At 72.4% G+C, this 18,666-nt stretch carries 21 protein-coding genes; 15 read left to right on the top strand and 6 right to left on the bottom strand.

Annotation, left to right across the window (positions count from 1 at the left end; all coding sequences use genetic code 11):
- The first annotated feature begins 237 nt into the window (after positions 1-237).
- From SJY14_RS02745 to SJY14_RS02705, 9 genes are all read left to right on the top strand, one after another.
- Positions 238-1,179: a carbohydrate ABC transporter permease gene (locus SJY14_RS02745; protein ID WP_071256055.1), complete on the top strand. Its 942-nt coding sequence runs from the start codon at positions 238-240 to the stop codon at positions 1,177-1,179.
- Entirely contained in the window at positions 1,179-2,009 is an 831-nt protein-coding gene (locus SJY14_RS02740) for a carbohydrate ABC transporter permease (protein ID WP_396599733.1), read from the top strand. Before SJY14_RS02745 ends, SJY14_RS02740 begins: the two co-directional genes overlap by 1 nt.
- 139 nt (positions 2,010-2,148) lie before the next feature.
- On the top strand, positions 2,149-3,495 hold the full coding sequence (locus SJY14_RS02735; protein ID WP_396599732.1) for an extracellular solute-binding protein: 1,347 nt from the start codon (positions 2,149-2,151) through the stop codon (positions 3,493-3,495).
- A gap of 367 nt (positions 3,496-3,862) precedes the next feature.
- The gene (locus SJY14_RS02730; protein ID WP_396599731.1) at positions 3,863-4,201 is read left to right on the top strand and encodes a carboxymuconolactone decarboxylase family protein; all 339 of its coding nucleotides are present in this window, start codon (positions 3,863-3,865) and stop codon (positions 4,199-4,201) included.
- 12 nt (positions 4,202-4,213) lie between these two features.
- Positions 4,214-4,624 carry a cupin domain-containing protein gene (locus tag SJY14_RS02725; RefSeq protein ID WP_396599730.1) on the top strand — a complete coding sequence of 137 codons (411 nt, stop codon included), beginning with the start codon at positions 4,214-4,216 and terminating at the stop codon, positions 4,622-4,624.
- A gap of 184 nt (positions 4,625-4,808) precedes the next feature.
- On the top strand, positions 4,809-5,030 hold the full coding sequence (locus SJY14_RS02720) for a hypothetical protein (protein WP_055975509.1): 222 nt from the start codon (positions 4,809-4,811) through the stop codon (positions 5,028-5,030).
- Between the two features lie 71 nt (positions 5,031-5,101).
- Complete coding sequence (locus SJY14_RS02715) at positions 5,102-5,686, top strand: DUF1349 domain-containing protein (protein WP_071256051.1); 585 nt, start codon at positions 5,102-5,104, stop codon at positions 5,684-5,686.
- Positions 5,687-5,763: 77 nt separating this feature from the next.
- Positions 5,764-6,279, top strand: coding sequence for an ASCH domain-containing protein (locus SJY14_RS02710; RefSeq protein WP_071256050.1), 516 nt, complete (start codon positions 5,764-5,766; stop codon positions 6,277-6,279).
- 247 nt (positions 6,280-6,526) lie between these two features.
- A complete protein-coding gene (locus SJY14_RS02705; protein ID WP_071256049.1) occupies positions 6,527-7,522 on the top strand; it encodes an NADP-dependent oxidoreductase in 996 nt (331 codons plus the stop codon).
- Positions 7,523-7,549: 27 nt separating this feature from the next.
- Here SJY14_RS02705 and SJY14_RS02700 read toward each other — a convergent pair whose 3' ends face one another.
- Complete coding sequence (locus SJY14_RS02700) at positions 7,550-8,152, bottom strand: TetR/AcrR family transcriptional regulator (RefSeq protein WP_396599729.1); 603 nt, start codon at positions 8,150-8,152, stop codon at positions 7,550-7,552.
- A gap of 156 nt (positions 8,153-8,308) precedes the next feature.
- Between SJY14_RS02700 and SJY14_RS02695 the strand changes: the two genes are divergently transcribed.
- Positions 8,309-9,019, top strand: a complete 711-nt coding sequence (locus SJY14_RS02695) for an SDR family oxidoreductase (protein WP_071256047.1) — start codon at positions 8,309-8,311, stop codon at positions 9,017-9,019.
- Between the two features lie 66 nt (positions 9,020-9,085).
- On the opposite strand, the gene SJY14_RS02690 is transcribed toward SJY14_RS02695, so the two are convergent.
- From SJY14_RS02690 to SJY14_RS02670, 5 genes are all read right to left on the bottom strand, one after another.
- Complete coding sequence (locus SJY14_RS02690; protein ID WP_071256046.1) at positions 9,086-9,595, bottom strand: MaoC family dehydratase; 510 nt, start codon at positions 9,593-9,595, stop codon at positions 9,086-9,088.
- Between the two features lie 214 nt (positions 9,596-9,809).
- A complete protein-coding gene (locus tag SJY14_RS02685) occupies positions 9,810-11,021 on the bottom strand; it encodes an MFS transporter (protein ID WP_071256044.1) in 1,212 nt (403 codons plus the stop codon).
- Positions 11,022-11,099: 78 nt separating this feature from the next.
- Positions 11,100-11,987 carry a helix-turn-helix transcriptional regulator gene (locus SJY14_RS02680; RefSeq protein ID WP_071256510.1) on the bottom strand — a complete coding sequence of 296 codons (888 nt, stop codon included), beginning with the start codon at positions 11,985-11,987 and terminating at the stop codon, positions 11,100-11,102.
- Between the two features lie 146 nt (positions 11,988-12,133).
- Positions 12,134-13,375: a sensor histidine kinase gene (locus SJY14_RS02675; protein ID WP_396599728.1), complete on the bottom strand. Its 1,242-nt coding sequence runs from the start codon at positions 13,373-13,375 to the stop codon at positions 12,134-12,136.
- Positions 13,372-14,025 (bottom strand): response regulator transcription factor, encoded by a 654-nt coding sequence (locus tag SJY14_RS02670; protein WP_071256507.1) that lies wholly within the window; start codon positions 14,023-14,025, stop codon positions 13,372-13,374. Before SJY14_RS02670 ends, SJY14_RS02675 begins: the two co-directional genes overlap by 4 nt.
- Before the next feature lie 175 nt (positions 14,026-14,200).
- Here SJY14_RS02670 and SJY14_RS02665 point away from each other — a divergent pair, with 175 nt between their 5' ends.
- The 5 genes from SJY14_RS02665 to SJY14_RS02645 are packed head-to-tail and all read left to right on the top strand — an operon-like array spanning position 14,201 to position 18,494.
- Complete coding sequence (locus tag SJY14_RS02665; protein ID WP_071256043.1) at positions 14,201-14,746, top strand: hypothetical protein; 546 nt, start codon at positions 14,201-14,203, stop codon at positions 14,744-14,746.
- Complete coding sequence (locus SJY14_RS02660) at positions 14,743-15,264, top strand: hypothetical protein (RefSeq protein WP_071256042.1); 522 nt, start codon at positions 14,743-14,745, stop codon at positions 15,262-15,264. Before SJY14_RS02665 ends, SJY14_RS02660 begins: the two co-directional genes overlap by 4 nt.
- On the top strand, positions 15,257-16,423 hold the full coding sequence (locus SJY14_RS02655; RefSeq protein ID WP_396599727.1) for a peptidoglycan-binding protein: 1,167 nt from the start codon (positions 15,257-15,259) through the stop codon (positions 16,421-16,423). The genes SJY14_RS02660 and SJY14_RS02655 overlap by 8 nt, the downstream gene beginning before the upstream one ends.
- Positions 16,420-17,226, top strand: a complete 807-nt coding sequence (locus SJY14_RS02650) for an ABC transporter ATP-binding protein (protein ID WP_071256040.1) — start codon at positions 16,420-16,422, stop codon at positions 17,224-17,226. The genes SJY14_RS02655 and SJY14_RS02650 overlap by 4 nt, the downstream gene beginning before the upstream one ends.
- Positions 17,223-18,494, top strand: coding sequence for an ABC transporter permease (locus SJY14_RS02645; RefSeq protein ID WP_396599726.1), 1,272 nt, complete (start codon positions 17,223-17,225; stop codon positions 18,492-18,494). The genes SJY14_RS02650 and SJY14_RS02645 overlap by 4 nt, the downstream gene beginning before the upstream one ends.
- The last annotated feature ends 172 nt before the right edge of the window (positions 18,495-18,666 follow it).

Below are 18,666 nucleotides of genomic sequence, written 5' to 3'. Positions count from 1 at the left end.
CCCTTGTCTACGTCACCGCGCCTCCTGGACGGTCGACCACTCGGGTCGGACGGGGGTCGGCGGGGTGAACAGATCACACCGCGAGGTGAACGGCCGGGCTCCGGCACGGGGCGAGTTGAACGCGGCGTGAACGATCGACGGCAGCTCGCTCGGGTGGGTTGATCTGCGTTCGCGGCGGCCTCATCGTTGACTCCGTTCCCGGATAGGGAACGTTCCCTAACGAAGGTGCCCTGCCTCATGACGGTCTCCGTCCGGCCCGGTCTCGCCACCGTGCCCGCACGCCCCGCCCCGACCTCGCCCGCCTGGGCACGCTCGGATCGACGCCTCGGGATCGTGCTGCTCGTCCCCGCGATGCTCGTGTTCGCGGTGTTCGTCTTCTACCCGCTCGGCCGCGTCCTGGTGCTCAGCACGCAGGGCACCGACATCTTCGGCCAGGCGGCCGGGTCGGTCGGCCTGCGCAACTACGTGACGACCTTCACCGACCCGACGTTCCTCAAGACCATGCTGAACACGGCGATCTTCTGCGGTGGCGTGGTCGGCGGTCGCATCGTGCTCGGCCTCCTGGTCGTCGTCCCGCTGACCGTCAAGCTCCGAGGGATGCCCGTCTTCCGGGCACTGCTCACGTCGCCGCTCGTGGTGTCGGTCTCGGCCGGTTCGGTCGCGTTCGCGGCGATGCTGTCCCCCGGCACCGGACTGGTCAACACGGTGATCACGCAGTTCGGCGGCGAGTCGATCCCCTTCCTGACGAGCACGCACTGGGCGTTGGCCAGCGTGATCCTGGTCACCGTCTGGGGCTCGCTCGGCTTCACCGTGCTGTTGCTGCTCGGCGCCTTCGGGGCCATCGACCCCGAGGTGGTCGAGGCGGCGCACCTGGACGGTGCCGGGCCCCTGCGCTCGTTCTGGTCGATCTCGCTGCCGCTCGTCACCCCGACGCTGTTCTTCGTCGTCGTCACCGGCACGGTCGAGGCACTCACGACGTTCGGGCAGATCCAGATCCTGACGGGCGGCGGGCCCGCCGACTCGTCCCGCACGCTCGTCTTCGCGATCTACCAGCAGGCCTTCGGCTCGGGAAGCGCCAACTTCGGGCTCGCGGCCGCGCTGGGCGTCGTGCTGTTCGTGCTCGTCCTCGCCCTCTCGCTCGTCCAGTTCGGCATCCTCGAGAAGCGGGTGAACTACTGATGCGCCCGAGCACCGCCCGCCGCGTCCGCAGCGGACTCGTCTACGCCTGGCTCGTGGTGGCCGTCGTGGTGGTCTGCTTCCCTCTCTATTACATCTTCGAGGGGGCACTGACACCGACGCAGTACCTGAACGAGGGCCTGCCGGGGCTCGTGCCGATCCACCTCGGGTTCGACAACTTCGTGCGGGCGGCCCAGGTGGTGCCGCTGGGCCACCAGTTCGTCAACAGCGTCGTCGTCACCTTCGCGCAGACCGTGCTGCAGGTCGCCATCGGCATCATCACGGCGTACGCGCTCGTCTTCTGCCGGCTGCGCGGCACCCGCGCCATCTTCCTGGTGTTGCTCGCGAGCATGATGATCCCCGGCGAGACGACCCTGATCGCGAACTACCTGACCGTGTCGTCGTGGCATCTGATCGACACCCTGCTGGTGGTCTTCCTGCCGTTCGTGGCGTCGGCCCTGACCATCTTCCTGTTCCGCCAGGCGTTCCTGAGCTTCCCGGCCGAACTGCGCGAGGCCGCGGTCCTCGACGGGGCCGGCCACGTCCGCTTCGTGCGGTCGATGCTGCTGCCGCTCACCCGTCCCACCCTGGTCTCGGTGACGCTCGTCAGCGCGACGGCGGCCTGGAACGGCTACTTCTGGCCGCTGCTCGTCACGAACTCGCCCGAGAACCGCACGGTCCAGGTCGGCATCGCCCAGCTCGCGGCGTCGGAAGGCGCCGACGTCGGGGTCGTCCTCGCCGGCGCGGCGATGGTCACCCTGCCCGTGCTGCTGCTCGTCCTCTTCGCCCAGAAGTTCCTCGCGGGCGGCCTCACCACCGGTGCGCTCAAGTAGCGCCACCCGCCCGCCCATCGCTCGCCCGCCCACTGCTCGCCTGCCCGCCGCTCGCCCGATCGCCCCCGCTCCCCCCGCTCGTCCCCCGCACGACTCGACCCGCCCCTCCTCTCGCTCCCCTCACCCCGAAGGACCAGCCATGCCCTCTCGCCGCTCCACCACGCTGACCCTCGTCGCCGCCGGCGCCGTCACCCTGCTGGGCCTCACGGCCTGCTCGGGCCAGGCCTCCGACCGGGCGACCGCCTCCGGCCCCGTCACCATCGACTTCTGGCACGCGATGTCGGGGCCGGCCGCCACCGAGCTCGACACCCTCGTCGACCGTTTCAACACCGAGAACGACGACGGCATCACCGTCAAGTCGTCGTTCCAGGGCGCGTACGCCGACGTCCAGACGAAGTACACGGCCTCGGTGCAATCCGGCTCGACCCCCGACCTGCTGATGATGAACGACACCTCGACCGGGTTCATGATCGACTCGCAGCAGACCGTGCCCGTCTCGACCTTCACCGCCGACGACGACTCGTTCGACCCCGACGCGATCGCCCCGGCCGCCGCGCAGTACTACTCCGGGGCCGACGGCCTGGCCGCCATGCCGTTCTCGGTGTCGATGCCGGTGCTGTACCTGAACAAGGCCCTCGTCGAGAAGGCCGGGCTCGACGTCACCGATCCGCCGACCACGCTCGACGAGGTCGCCACCTGGGCGGAGGCCATCCACGCCGCGACCGGCGGCTACGGCATGAGCATGAACATGGCCGACTCGTGGATGCTCGAGGAGCTCTCGGCCTCGGGTGGCGAGGACTTCTGCACGCCCGACAACGGCCGCGGCTCCGACCCGGTCGACGGTGTCTCGCTGACCACCGACACGCAACTCGACTTCATGACGCGACTGCAGGGGCTCTACCAGGACGGCTCGGCCCTCAACCCCGGCACCGACTCGGCCGCGCAGAACAGCGCCTTCTCGAGCGACCGCGTCGGCATGCTGCTGACGTCGTCGGGTGCGTACACGACGGTCGACCCCGACGGCACGAAGTCGGTCGTCGCGACGTTCCCGACGACGGCGGACTCGGCCGATGCCGGTCAGGTCATCGGCGGCAACGCCCTCTGGATCTCGGGCAAGGGACACTCCGACGCCGAGCAGCGCGCCTCCTACGAGTTCGCGGAGTGGCTGCAGACCCCCGAGGTCCAGGCCGAGTGGGCGAAGGCCACCGGCTACCTCGCGATGAACACCGGGGCGGCCGACACCGCTGTCGGCAAGCAGTCGCTCACCGACCCCAACGTCGCCACCATGTACGGGCAGCTCGCCGACAACGCGACGAGCGTCGCCGCCGCCGGATGCGTCACCGGGGCGTTCCCGAGCGTGCGAGCGACCGTCATCGGCGCCTTCAACCAGGTCGTCGAGGGGGCCGATGTCGAGAGCACGATGGCCGACGCCGAGAAGTCCGCCGCGAAGCAGATCGCGTCGTACAACGAGGCCGCGGGCAAGTAGCGGCCCAGGTCGCGCGGCCCGTCGCGCCGTCGACCGGGCGTCGCACCGCCGGATGGACATCGCACCGCCCAAGTGGACGGTGCGATGTCCGTTGGGTGGTGCGACACGGGCGCCGCGAGGCGCGACCACCCGCAGGAGGCGCGGTGCCCGTCAGACCGGCACCGCGCCTCCTGCGGTGGTCGCGTCGCCCTGAGGGGCACCCCTCTCGCGTGCGTGTCGGGGCAGGGAGACCCTGGCGGGGCCTCCCTGCGTCGCCCTGGTCGGCCTAGCGTCGAGCACGGCCCGGCCCGGCAGGCACCTCGTCGCCCGGAGCCGCCGTCCGGCACCGGACGTCCCGGCGCCGACACCCACCACCAGGAGCGCACCCATGTCAGAACAGCCCGTCCAGGTCGGCGGAGGGCGCACCCTCTTCGGCGACTTCGCCCCCAAGCTCGCCGAGCTCACCGACGACGTCCTCTTCGCCGACGTCTGGAACCGCCCCGAGCTGTCGGCGCGCGACCGCAGCCTCGTCACCGTCGCGGTGCTCGCCGCCGGCGGCAACACCGAGCAGCTGAAGTTCCACCTCGGCCGCGCCGTCGAGAACGGCGTCACCCAGGACGAGCTCGTCGAGGCGATCACGCACGTGACGCTCTACGCCGGCTGGCCCAACGGGATGGCCGCCATGGGCGTCGCCAAGGCCCTCTTCATCGACGACACCGACAAGTAGTAAGGAACCCCCGTGCAGATCCTGCCCCCGCAGCCCACGACCTTGAACCCCGACGAGCAGTTCCCGGGCCAGGTGTGGCTCGACCCGATCGCCACCCCGCAGACCGACGACCAGCGCACGACGGTCGCGAAGGTGCGCTTCGCGCCCGGTGCGCGGACCGCCTGGCACCACCACGCGCGAGGCCAGTTCCTGTACGTCACCGAGGGCGTCGCGCGGTTCGGCACCCGTGACGGGAAGGTCGTCGACGTCCACCCCGGGCAGACGATCTACGTGGCTCCCGGCGAGGAGCACTTCCACGCCGCCTCCGAGGGCAGCTTCATGGAGCACATCGCCATCCTCGAGGCAGCCGACGACCCGGCCACCACCACGACCTGGCTCGAGCGCATCACCGACGCCGACTACGCCGGCTCGGACGCCGGCTGAGCCGCCGAGACCCCAGGAAGTCGCCGAGACCCGCACTCGCGAGCAGGGGTCTCGGCGACTTCCTGGGGTCTGAGCACCGAGGAGGCGCGGTGCGGTTCGATCGGGCACCGCGCCTCCTCGGGTCGTCGGCTCGTTCCGCCGCGCGGGCGAGCCGCTCGCGGCCGGAGGCTCGTAGGGTCGGGGGATGACGACGACGTGGACGACCCTGCAGCTCATCCTCTCCGCCGGAGTGGTCGTGTGCGGCGCGCTGTTGACCCGGGGTGGCAGCGATCTCGTGGGCGTGCTGATGATCATCAGCGGCTCGTTCTCGATCGTGGTCGGGTTGCGGACGATGGCCGTGAACCGCCGTGTCGAGAGGCAGCACGCCGCCCTCGAGGCCGGCGACGCCCCGACGCACGAGCGCTGACGCCGGCACTGACGCCACCGCTGCCGCCACCCCCGACGCCACCCCCGACGACCATCGAGAACGAGGACGCCATGACCGACATCGCCTGGACCACCGGCACCTGGACCACCGAGCCGACCGCGGTCGACATCGCCGACGACGGCCTGCGCGTCACGGCGGCCGAGGGCAGCGACGCCTGGCGCATCACGTCGTACGGGTTCGTGCACGACACCGAGCACGCCCTGGTTGCGCCGTTCCCGCAGGGCACCGCGATGGAGGTGTCGTTCGTGCTCGACTTCTCGGCCCAGTTCGACCAGGCCGGCATCTTCGTCTCGGTCGACCCAGAGACCTGGGTCAAGGCCGGGGTCGAGCTCAGCGACGGCGAGCAGAGCCTCGGCGCCGTCGTGACGCGGGGCGAGTCCGACTGGTCGCTCTCCCCCGTCGACTGGACCGGCCGCATCGTGACGATCCGCGCCAGCCGCTCAGGGGACGCGCTCACCGTGCGGGCCCGCGTCGACGCCGAGCCCTGGCGCCTGGTCCGCGTGGCCCCGCTCGCCCCCGATGCCGCGGCGAGCGCCGGCCCCTTCTGCTGCGCCCCCTCGCGCGCCGACCTCACCGTGCACTTCACCTCTTGGACGACGACTCCCGCCGACGAGAGCCTGCACCCCGAGAACTGAGCACGGGCCCGACCCCGCGGGCCGGGTCCGGCAGAGCCGAGGAGGCGCGGCGGCCGTCCTCTGGCACGATCGTCCCCATGAGTGACGCACCTGCCACCCGCCCCGTCGCGCCGTCCGACCGGGATGCGGCGACCGCGATGTGGGCCGCCTACTCGGCCTCACGACGCGCGGGGGGCGCCGTGGACGACGACTACACCGTGGAGCACTTCGGCGACACGGCGCGGCTCGCGGACGAGCTGCTCGAGGTGGTGCTGTCCGGTCGGAAGCGGGCGACCGCCGAGCTGGTGTCGGAGTTCGCGCATCGGGGCGATCCGTTGCCGCGGATCGGGTCGCACTGGATCGCGTGTGACAGCACGGGGGCTCCGCGGATCGTCATCCGCAGCCTGCAGTTGCGCATCGGTGCGTTCGACACCGCCGATGCAGCCTTCGCCTTCGCCGAGGGTGAGGACGACCGCACGCTGAGCAGCTGGCAGCGCGAGCACCGGCGCTACTGGGAGCGCACGTGTCGAGCGCGTGGCGTGACGTGGTCCGAGCAGGACGAGATCGTCTTCGAGAACTTTGCGGTCGTGTGGCCGCCGGAGCACGCGGACTGAACCCCGCCGGGGCCGTGGGCACCGAGGGTCGGAGGATCGGACCGAGGAGGCGCGGCGACGGTCGGCGACGGGTCGGTCACCATCAATGTCCATTCTTGACAAGTTTGTTGAGTGCACTCAGAATTGAGCACGCTCGGATGTTCGACGCCGAGACCCCTCGGACCGAGGACGTCGCGGGCCGCACCAGCCAGCCCGCCACCCCCAGCCAGTCCGCCACCCACAGCCACAGCCCACCAGGAGCACCCCCATGCGAGCCTTCGCGTTCGACGCTAACGAGAAGCCCCTGCACGAAGTCGACGTGCCCGAGCCCACCGTCGGCGACCACGACGTCCTGATCGAGGTCGCCGCCGCCGGCCTCAACCACCTCGACGCCAAGATCCGCGAGGGCGAGTTCAAGCTGATCCTCCCCTACGAGGCGCCTCTCGTCCTCGGCCACGACGTCGCCGGGACCGTCATCGAGGTCGGCGGCTCGGTCCGCGGCCTGAAGCCCGGCGACGAAGTCTTCGCCCGCCCCCGCGACCATCGGATCGGCACCTTCGCCGAACGCATCGCCGTCGACGTGGCCGACGTCGCCCTCGCCCCGACCTCGATCAGCACCGTCGAGGCCGCGTCGCTCCCCCTCGTGGCCCTCACGGCCTGGCAGGCCCTCGTCGAACGCGGCGACGTGCAGCCGGGCCAGAAGGTGCTCGTCCATGCGGGTGCCGGCGGGGTCGGTTCGATCGCGATTCAGCTCGCGAAGCATCTCGGCGCGCACGTCGCGACCACCGCCTCCGCCTCGAACGCCGAGTTCGTACGCGAGCTGGGCGCCGACGTCGTCGTCGACCACCGCACGCAGGAATTCGAGCAGGAGCTGTCCGGCTACGACCTCGTCCTGGACAGCCTGGGCGCCGAGAACCTGGCGAAGTCGCTGCGTGTGCTCCGCCCCGGCGGCATCGCCATCGGCATCCAGGGCCCGCCCACCCCCGCCTTCGCGAAGGCCGCAGGGCTGAACCCGGTCGTCCGCCTCGCCATCGCGGCCCTCAGCCGCGGGGTCCGCGCCCGGGCACGGAAGCTCGGCGTCCGGTACGAGTTCCTCTGGATGCACGCCGACGGAGCCCAGCTGCGCGAGATCGCGGCACTCGTCGACGCCGGGGCCATCCGCCCGGTCGTCGGCGCGACGCACCCGTTCGCCGAGACGGCGACCGCGCTCGACGGCCTCGGGAAGGTCCGCATCCGCGGCAAGGCGGTCGTCACCCTCCCGTGACGGTCGGCACCCACACGACGAGGTCCGTCAGCGCGGCAGGATCACTTCGAGCTGACGCCTCACCCCTGCGACGATCTCGTCGCCCGGCACGGACTCGTCGACAGCCGACGACATCGCGAGCATCATCACGGCCGACACGACGTGCGCGAACGTGGCCGCGTCGGAAGGCGTCGCCGAGGTGAGGCGCGTGACGATCCCGGCCACCGCCTCCTCGGTCCGGGCGACGATGGCGAGCGCCTCGGCGTGGTGCGGCTCGGCGGCGTCGCCGAACGCCATCTCGCGCAGGTAGGTGCGGCCGTTCTCGACCTGCGCCCGGTTGCAGTGCACGATCGGCTCGAGCACCGCGACGACCGCGTCCAGTGCGGTCGAGGCGGACGAGGAGGCGCGGATCCCCTCGTCGAGGGAGCGCGCGTACGCCGCGTTCTGCACAAGCAGCAGCAGCTCGCCCTTGGTCTTCGCGTACAGGAAGAGCGTGCCGGCGCCGACGTCGGCCGCCTCGGCGATCTGCTGGGTCGTGACCTCGTCGACCCCGTGACGGCTGAACAGGTCGGACGCGGCCTGCGTGATGCGCTCGAGCTTCTCCTGCTTGTTGCGCTCTCGGCGGCCGAGCGACGGGACGGTCGACGACATGGGGCCTCCTGGAAAGGGCGGTGGACGGAAGAACGGCAACCGGATGGACGCTGGCCGGAATAGAAACTGACTGAACTCAATTATGACAGGAGTCAGTAACGGGGCGACTCGATCACGCGTCGCCTCATCTTCGCACCACCCACGGAAGGAACACCCATGACCGACATCACCGGCTCCGTCGTCCTCGTCACCGGAGCGAACGGGGGCATCGGCACCCGTTTCGTCGAGGCCGCCCTCGCCCGCGGCGCCGCGAAGGTCTACGCCACGGCCCGCACCCCTCGCACCTGGGACGACGAGCGCGTCGTGCCCCTCACCCTCGACGTGACCGACCCGGCCTCGATCGCCGCCGTCGTCGAGGCAGCGCCTGACGTGACCGTCCTGATCAACAACGCCGGGGCCAACGCGCCCGAACCGGGCATCCTCGCCAACACCGACGACGAGATCCGCGCCAACGTCGAGACCAACTTCTTCGGCCCGCTCTTCCTCGCCCGCGCCTACGCACCCCTCCTGCGCGCGCACGGCGGCGGCACGGCCATCATCGACATCCACTCGGCCCTGTCGTGGTTCGCCGTCGCGGGCATCTACTCGGCGACGAAGGCCGCACTGTGGTCGGCCACGAACTCGCTGCGCCTCGAGCTGCAGCCCGCGGGCGTACAGGTCGTCGGCGTGCACGTGGGCTACGTCGACACGGCCATGGCCGCGGGCGTCACGGACGCGAAGACCGACCCGGCGACCCTGGTCGCCGACGTGCTCGACGCTCTCGAAGCCGGCGAGCACGAGGTCCTCGCCGACGAGACCTCGCGCCAGGTGAAGGCGGCCCTGTCGGCCCCTCTCGAGGCGCTCTACCCGCAGCTCGCCACGCGCTGACCGGCGGAATCCAGGAGGCGCGGTGCCGTCCGGACCGGCACCGCGCCTCCTGCAGGGTCAGCGGGATCAGGGGCGGCGCAGGACCAGGTTCGTCATGACCTGTGTCATCACGGTCCGGTCGTGCTGGTCGAGGAGTTCGATGCGGGTGCGCACCACTCCCCGGTCGGGACGGGATGCGGAAGGCCGGGCGTCGACGACGGTGAACCGGGCGCGGAGCACGTCGTCGGGGTGGACGGGCGCCGACCAGCGCAGCTCGTCGACGCCGGGTGACGCGACGCTGGCAGCCTGGTTGAGGTAGGACTCCACCATCAGGCGCATCATCATCGCGGTGGTGTGCCAGCCGCTGGCCACGAGCCCGCCGAGGGGTGTCGCCTCGGCCCGCTCGGCGTCGACGTGCATGTCGTGCGGATCGAACCGGCGGCCGAAGTCGACGATCTCGTCCGCCGTCACGCGGTACGAGCCGTGCTCCAGCGTGAGGCCGGGCACGTAGTCGTCGAGGAAGCGGTCGGCGAGCCGATGCCCGAAGGGCGAGGTGTCGTCGGCCGCGGCTGCGGTCCCGTCCGGTTCGTAGGGCACGATCTCAGCCTAGGTCGGCCGAGACCCCAGGAAGTCGCCGAGACCCGCATGCGCGAGCCGGGGTCTCGGCGACTTCCTGGGGTCTGAACACCGAGGAGGCGCGGTGCGGTTCGAACCGGCACCGCGCCTCCTGGTGTCGTCGACTCGTTCCACCATGCGGTCGAGCCGTTCCGACCGAAGGCTCGCAGGGACCACCGGGTCGAGAAGGTGCCGGTCAGAGCACCGCGGGGAACGCGCTGCGCCGCCCGTACACGGTCAGCGCCAGGGCCACGACCCCGAACCCGATCATCAGCACCGGCAACACGAGCCCGTCCGCCACGGTCAGCAGGGCGGCCCCGACGATCCCGGCGAAGAAGATCGCGACGTTGAACGCCACCGGCAAGAAGGCGTTCGCGACGTCGGCGTTGTCGCCGCCTGCCGTGGTGAGAGCCGCCTGCAGCTGGGCCGACGCCCCGCCGAACGTCACGCCCCAGAGCACCGCGGCGACGACCACGGCCGGCACCGACGCGTGGCCGACGAGCAGGACGATCCCGGCGACGACGAACAGGGCGACACTGCCGTGCAGCAGCGCCCGCGGGTGCCGGTCGAGCAGCGCCCCGGTGACGACGATCCCGCCGATCGAGGCGATGCCGTAGATCAGCAGCGTGACGTCGACGCCGAGCCCCGACCCGCCGGCCCGCAGGTACGGCGAGACGTAGGTGTATATCGTGTTGTGCGCCAGCATCCACGCGGCGATGACGGCCAGGATCACGGCGATCCCCGGGATGCGGAACACGCGTCCGAGCGAGAGCCGCGCGCCCGCGGGTGCCGGTGCCGCATCGGGGACGATGCTCGCCACCAGCACGAAGACGACGACCCCGAGCAGGGTCAGCCCGCCGAACGACCACCGCCAGTCGAAGGCCGTCCCCAGCCACGAGCCCAGCGGGGTCCCGAACGCGAAGCCGACGGGCGCACCGGCCGAGACGATCGAGAGCGACAGCCCGGCACGGTCGGGCGGGCTGATCCGCCGACCGTAGGCGGCGAGCATGCCCCAGATGACGCCCGAGAACGCGCCGGCCACGAACCGTGACACCAGGGCGAGCGCGATGACGGGCGAGAGCGCCGTGACCGTGTTCGCGACGACCAGGCCGGTGATCGCGATCAGGAGGAGCGGCTTGCGACGCATCCCCCGGGTGAGCGTGATGGCCGGCACGGTCGCGACCACGGTGCCGAGTGCGTAGGCGCTGATGAGCAGTCCCACGGCGCCCTCGCTCGTGGCGAGGCCGTTCGCGATGACGGGCAGCAGGCCCGCCGGCATCGTCTCCATCGCGACGAGGATGAACCCCGTCGTCGCCAGGACGACCAGCGAGAACACCGGCAGCCGCTCGACGGGCCCTCCGTCGACGGAGGCGCGGTGCACGCGGGTGGGGACGGGGGCTGTCGACATGGTGAGGTCCTTTCGGGCGCGGGGATGCGCCTCCTGGGGGTGAGCCAGGTGGTGCTGGAGGAAGCAGGGAGGTGCGGGTCAGGCGACGGGTTCGGCGGACCGGGCCCGCTGGACGACGTTCTCGGTCGCCGCCCACGAGGCGAGGAGGCGCAGCCCCTCGTCGGACGCGGAGCCGGGGGCGGCCGTGTAGACCGTGAGCGAGTGCCCGGGGGTGTCCTGGAGTTCCATCACCTGGAAGTCCAGCTCGAGCAGGCCGACGGCCGGGTGCCGGAACTCCTTCGCTCCGGTGTAGTGGCGGCGGACGTCGTGGGCGGCCCAGCGGGCGCGGAACTCGTCGCTGCGGATGGACAGTTCGCCGACGAGGGCGGCGATGCCGGCGTCGTGCGGATTGCGCCCGGCGTCGCGTCGCAGGATGGCGACGTTGACGTTGGCCGCGCGCTCCCAGTCGGGGTAGAAGTCGTGCGCGGCCGGGTCGAGGAAGATGTAGCGCGAGTGGTTGGCGGGGCGCAGGGTGCTGCGGTACATGTCGGAGTACAGGGCGAAGCCGAGGGCGTTGGCGGTGATGAGGTCCATGCGGGTGTTGGTGACCATCGCGACGGCGCCGGTCATGGCGTCGAGCATGTGCTGCACCGGCGACTGCGCGATCTTCTGCTCGCTGGCGACCGGGGGCTTGCGGCGGGAGGGACCGGAGGCGCGGGCGAGGTCGTAGAGGTGGTCGGTTTCGGCCTGGTCCAGTCCGAGCGCGCGGGCGATGGCGTCGAGGACGCTGTCGGACACCCCACCGATGTTGCCGCGCTCGAGACGCGTGTAGTAGTCGACGCTGACGCCGGCGAGACGGGCGACCTCGTCGCGTCGCAGCCCCGGGACGCGTCGCTGGCCACCGGCACTGACGACGCCGGCCTGTTCGGGCGAGAGGCGTGCGCGGCGGGTGGCGAGGAACTCGCGGACCTCGGCTCGGTTGTCCATGTGCTCGACCCTACGGTCGGCCGTTCGGGGCAACCAGGCCCTGTCGGAACCAGGCTCGGCGAGGCCCGGCACGCCGGCGAGGTGGTCGAGGTCGTGACGCTCGCTCCGCACCGCGGTAGGGGTCCGTCTTCTCGCGACGGCGTCGGTCACCGCACGACGACCCGCAGCCCACCCTCGGCGCGCGGCTCGATGTCGACGACCCACCCGTGAGCACGGGCGACCGAGGCGACGATCGCGAGACCGAGGCCGCTGTGCCGGACGCCCTCCGCGCCTCCTGGGGTGGCCCCGTGCCCGGAACCCCGGGTGAAGGGCTGCGTGAGCGTGGCGGCGACCTCGGCGGATACGACCGGGCCGGTGTTCTCGACGACGAGGACGACGCCCGGACCGCCGTGCACGCGGACCCACCCGCCGGGCACGTTGTACTCCAGGGCGTTCGACACGAGGTTCTGCACGAGCTGGCCGAGCAGCACGGCGTCGCCGCTCACCCGGGGGAACGAGCCCCTGCCCACGATGAGCTCGACGTCGACCTCGTCGGCGCGCGCCACGCACGACCCGACGACCCCGGCGGCCACGTCTCCGAGCGGTACGTCGACCCGGGCATCGGCGTCGAGCCCGCGATCGGCCGTGGCCAGCGCGAGCAGGCTCTCGACGAGGTGCTCGCTCGCGCGGTTGACCTCGAGCAGCTGATCGCGGGTGGCGGCGACGGCGTCCGGCGACGGGTCGTCGAGCCCGATCTGCAAGGCGGCGCGCTGCACGGCCAGGGGCGTGCGGAGCTCGTGCGAGGCGTAGGCGACGAAGCGGCGTTGCGCCTCGAACGACGCCTCGAGCCGGTCGAGCAGCTCGTCGATGGTCTCGGCCACGCGAGCGACCTCGTCACGCGGACCCGTCAGGGCGATGCGCTCGTGCAGCGTGCTCGCCGTGATGCCACGAGCGGTCGCGACGACCTCGTCGAGCGGCCGCAGCATGCGTCCGCTGACGAACCAGCCGACCCCCGCCGCGAGCAAGGACGCCACCGCGACGCCGAGACCCGACCAGAGCATCTGCTGCCGGCGGAGCACTTCCGACAGGAGCAGCTGCGGTACCTCCTTCGCGGTGACGCCGTCGCAGGCCCCGCCCGGGCAGCCGAGCTCCGGCCCGTGCGGCTCCGTGGGCTGGACGGGAGCGAAGCCGTCGAGCCCCGGGTCGTCGGCCGAGACCGTGGCCAGCGTCACCGCCACGCCCTGGGACGTCGCAGCCGCCACCCCGACCAGGACGAGTCCCGCCAGCAGGGCGAAGACCGTCCCGAAGACGACGGAGGTGCGGGTGCGGATGCTCCACCGCGCGGGCCAGAGCGCCCTCCCCCGGCGTGCCGGCCGAGCCGAGCCGTCCGTCCCCGCTCCCCAGGTCACAGCTGGTACCCCCGGCCCGGCAGGGTGCGGATCGGGTCGGGCTGGCCGAGCTTGCGGCGGAGCTTGCTCACCGTGACCCGGACGGCGTTCGTGAAGGGGTCGACGTTGACGTCCCAGACCTTCTCGAGGAGCTCCTCGGCGCTCACGACCCGGCCGTCCGCGGTGAGGAGCGTCTCGAGCACCATCAGCTCTTTGGTCGACAGGGCGAGGTCACGGCCGTCGCGGGTCGCCGTGTGGCGGGCGGTGTCGACCTCGATGCCGCCGCGACGCAGCACGGGCGGGGCGGCCAGGCCGGGACGGCGCCCGAGCGCCCTGACCCGGGCGACGAGCTCGGGGTACTCGAAGGGCTTCGCGAGGTAGTCGTCCGCGCCGAGCTCGAGCCCGCCGACCCGGTCGTGCAGACCGCCGGCCGCGGTGAGCATGAGGATGCGGGTCGTCGAGCCCCGCTCGGCCATCGCCCGCGCCACGGCGTCGCCGTGCATGCCGGGCAGGTCGCGGTCGAGCACGACCACGTCGTAGTCGTTCACCGCCAGCAGCTCGTCCGCGTCGTCGCCGCGGTACGCGACGTCGACCGCCATCGCCTGCCGGCCCAGGCCGGCGGCCACCAGGTCGGCCAGGGCCTTCTCGTCGTCGACCACCAGGACCCTCACGGCCCCCTCCGTCCCGCCGGCGTCCGGCGTCCCTCGCATCCGGCCCGTCGGGAGGCGGGCACAAGTGTGATATTACACGTGTGGATGTTTCATGCACATAACAATCTCGGGTGCGCCGACGAAACACGCTCCCCTGTGGAGTGGGCACACCTGAACGACGACGAAAGGGATCACCGTGATCACCTCTGCTCCCCCCTCCCCCACGACCTCCCGGCCGTCCCGCCGGCGCAGCCGCCGCGGCCTCGCCGCCCTGCTCACCGCCGGCGTGCTGCTGCCCGGGCTCCTCGCCGCCTGCTCGTCCGACGCGTCGGAGGCCGGCGCCTCCTCGGGCACCGCCTCCTCGTCCGAGGCCGCCGCCGTCGGGCAGTGCGTCCGTGCCGCCGGCTACGACGTCGAGGACTCCGACTTCACCGAGAAGGGCCTGCTCCTGCTGCCCGGCGACGTCGAGCCCGGCTCCGACGCCGCGGACGACTACTTCGACGTGGTGAGCGGCTGCCAGGACTCGGTCGGGTCCGGCTCGCTGAAGCTCTCCGACGAGGAGAAGGACTCCTTCACGCAGGAGATGATCGAGATGGCCCAGTGCCTCCGAGACGAGGGCTTCGAGAACGTCGAGGACCCGGTCGACGGCGTCTGGTACGGCCCCGAGGAGTACGACGGCGACCCCGAGTACGAGGCCGCGATCGACAAGTGCCAGGCCGGCATGCAGGTGGCCGGACGATGAACCGCGCCACGGGCCGGACCGCGCGCACCGCCGCCGTCCTCCTCCTCGCACTGGCCGCCGTGCCGGCGACCCTCTCCGCATGCGCATCCACGCCCTCGCGACCTGATCCGTCGTCCACGACGGCGTCGTCCACCAGCTGGACGGCAGCCATGGGGTCGTGCCTCCGGGACGCCGGCCACGACGTGGCCGACTCCGACCTCGTCGAGGGCGTCATCGCCGCGCCGGACGGTGTCGAGCCCGAGGCGTACATGGCCGACTTCGACGCCTGCAGCGCAGCACTGCCCGAGTCCCTCGGCGGCGGCGACCACCGCCCCTCCGAGCAGGACGTGGCGGAGGCGCAAGAATCGGGCCTGAAGGTCGCCCAGTGCGTCCGCGACGCAGGGTTCACCGACTTCGCCGACCCCGTCGACGGCCAGTTCCCCTTCATGTCCACCGAAGAGACGCCGGAGTCGAGGGCCTTCTTCGACTGCGACGCGAAGTACGGCCCCTGGGCCGGCGAAGGAGCCCCCCGTGGTTGAGTCGCGCACCCGCTCCCCCCTCTCCCCCCTCTCCCCCCTCTCCCCCCTCTCCTCCCGTACGTCCGGAGACCGTCCTGGTCCCCTCCGACGCCCCGGACGGCGCCTGTGGCTGGCCCTGGCCGCCGGCGCCACGTGCGCAGCGACGCTGAGCGGCTGCGCCGTCCTCGACGGCGGCGGCGCCGATCCCGCCGCCACCGCCTCGGCAGAGGCGGCCAACAGCCGCCCCACGACGCCGGTCACGATGGGCGACCTCGTCGACGGCAAGAAGATCCCGGGCATGCTCGGGTACGGCGCGCCCGTGCCCCTCAGCTCGGCCGGCACGGGCACCGTCACCGGACTGCCCGCGTTCGGCGACGTGATCGGTCTCGACGGCGTCCTCTACTCGGTCGACGAGCGCCCGGTCAGGGCGCTCCACGGGGCCGTGCCCCTGTGGCGGACGCTCGAGATCGGCCTGCGCGGCTCCGACGTCGCGCAGCTCAAGGACAGCCTCCGCGCCCTCGGCTACGACGTGGCCGACGACGACGTGTTCGACGGCAAGACCCGGGCCGCCGTCGTGCGGTGGCAGAAAGACCGGGGGCTCGAGCGCACCGGCTCACTGACGGCGTCGGACGTCGCCTTCGTGCCGGGCGACATCCGCGTCGGCGATCTCCGCGGTCGGGTGGGCGACGCGGCAGGCGGCGTCCTCTACGGCTACACGTCCACTGCCCTCGTGGCGTCCGCCTCCGTCTCGGCGACCGACCTGGCGCGCTTCCAGGACGACGCCGCCCTCGAGGTCGGCCTGCCCGACGGCACGCGCGTGCCGGGCACCGTCCAGAGCATCGGCGCCCCCACGGGCGGCGACGACGATGGCAAGGGCTCAGGAGGCGGTGGTGACGACGGCAAGGTCACGGTCGTCGTGCGCCTGGACGCCCCCCTGCCCGAGGGCACCTCGACCACGTCGACGGTCGACCTCGTCGTCGACGGGGAGAAGCGGGAGGGCGTGCTCAGCGTGCCCGTCACCGCCCTGCTCGCGAGCGGCGACGGCTACGCGGTCGAGAAGAAGACCGCCGCCGGCACCGTCGAGCGCGTGCCCGTCGAGCTCGGCTTCTTCGCCCAGGGCCGCGTCGAGGTTCTCGGCGACGCCCTCGCCGAGGGCGACGAGGTCGTGGTGCCGTCGTGACCGGCGCAGCGGTCGAGCCACGGTCCGCCCCCGAGGCCGGTGCGGGCCCCGTGCTCGAGCTGGCCGGCGTGACCAAGGTCTACGGTGACCTCGCCGCGCTCGGGGGCATCGACCTGACGATCCGCCAGGGCGAGTTCGTCGCCGTCGTCGGCCCCAGCGGCTCCGGCAAGTCGACGATGCTCAACGTCATGGGCACGCTCGACCGTCCCACGGCGGGCTCCATCCGGGTCGCGGGCCACGAGATCGGCGACCTCACGGACGACGCGGTCTCGCGCCTCCGGGCCGACCACATCGGGTTCGTGTTCCAGCACTTCCACCTCGCCGCCGGCGCGACGGCGACCGAGAACGTCGCCGACGGCCTGCTCTACGCGGGGGTGCCGCGGCGCCGCCGGGCCGAGCGGGCACGAGAGGCACTCGCCCGTGTGGGGCTCGCGCACCGCGCCGACCACAAGCCCCACCAGCTCTCCGGAGGCGAGAAGCAGCGTGTCGCGATCGCCCGGGCCATCGTGGGCGACCCGACGATCCTCCTGGCCGACGAGCCCACGGGGGCGCTCGACTCGTCGTCCGGGGCGGCGATCCTGCGCCTGCTCGGCGACCTGAACGAGGCGGGCACGACGATCGTGGTCATCACGCACGACCTCGCTCTCGCTGCGAGCCTGCCCCGTCAGGTCCGCATGCGCGACGGGGTGGTCGACGACGTGTCCGGACTCGACGCCGCGGGCCTCGCGGCCGCCATGCCGACCTCGCCGGCCGTGGCCGCTCGAGCCGCGCACCCGTCCGGCCGTCAGGCGGTGGCATCATGACCGCGGACGGGCTCGCGGGCACCGCCCGGACGGCCCGCACGCCGCGGGCGCCGAAGCAGCCGAAGGCCGAGAAGCCCGGCCGCACCGGCCACCTGTCCCCCGGCGACCTGCTGCGGCTGGGCGTCTTCGGACTGCGGACCCGGCCCACCCGCGTCGTCCTGTCCGCCCTCGGCATCGCGATCGGCATCGCCGCGATGATCGCCGTCGTCGGCATCTCGTCGTCGAGCCAGGCCGCGCTCGACCGCGTGCTCGACGGACTCGGCACGAACCTCCTCCAGGCCGCCCCCGGCAAGTCGTTCAGCGGAGACCCGGTGCCCCTGCCCGAGGACTCGGTGTCGATGCTCGACCGGCGCGACGACGTGGAGTCGGCCGCCGGCGTCGGGCGCGTGACCGACCAGAGGGTCTACCGCACCGACCGCGTCCCGACCGCCGCCTCCGGGGGCATCACCCTCGACGTGGTCATGGGCGACCTGCAGACCGTCCTGCGCGGCGAGCTCGCCTCCGGGTCGTGGTTCGGGCCGACGTCCGACCAGCTCCCGCAGGTCGTCCTCGGCGCCACGGCGGCCGCCACGCTCGGCATCGACCACGTGGAGCCCGACACCCGCATCTGGATCGGCGGACGCTGGGTCGCCGTGATGGGCATCCTCGAGCCGCTGGCCCTCGCGCCTGACCTCGACACCTCGGCCTTCGTGCCCGCCGCGGGAGCCGAGCAGCAGTTCGGCTTCGACGGGCACCCGACGCAGCTGTTTGCCCGAGCGGCGCCGGAGTCGGTGGCCGCGGTGCGCGACCTGATCGCGCCGACCGTCAACCCGGCCGACCCGTCGGGGGTCTCGGTCAGCCGCCCCTCCGACGCCCTCGCCGCCCAGCAGGCGACCGAGGAGTCGTTCACCGGCCTGCTGCTCGGCATCGGCGGCGTCGCCCTGCTCGTCGGGGGCATCGGCGTCGCGAACACGATGGTCATCACCGTGCTCGAGCGCCGCGCCGAGGTGGGCGTGCGGCGGGCCCTGGGGGCTCGAAGGCGGCACGTGCGCGACCAGTTCCTCGTCGAGTCGCTGCTGTTGTCCCTCCTGGGAGGCGCGGTGGGCGTGGCCCTCGGGGCAGGCGTCACCACGGTGTTCGCCGTCTCGCAGGGCTGGCCGGTCACCATCCCGCTTTGGGCGGTCGTCGGCGGGCTCGGCGCGACCGTCTTGATCGGCGGGGTGAGCGGGCTGTACCCGGCGTCGCGGGCGGCTCGCATCCCCCCGACGTCGGCCCTGGCCGCGACCTGATGCGGGCGGTGCGAGGCGCGCAGCACGGCGGTGCGAGAACCGCACCGTGAGCTTCGCGTCTCGCACCCCCGCGACGGCGTCGGCGAAGAACCGGAGCCCTCGACGCCGCACGACGACTCGGCCCTGAGCTCAGGTCGGCCCCGACGGCCACGCCCACCGCGCCTCCCCGGGC

The organism is Frigoribacterium sp. R86507 (assembly GCF_044597695.1).
Taxonomy (GTDB): domain Bacteria; phylum Actinomycetota; class Actinomycetes; order Actinomycetales; family Microbacteriaceae; genus Frigoribacterium.
Note: the sequence above shows the minus strand (reverse complement) of the source record. Positions and strands in the feature narration are given on the sequence as shown.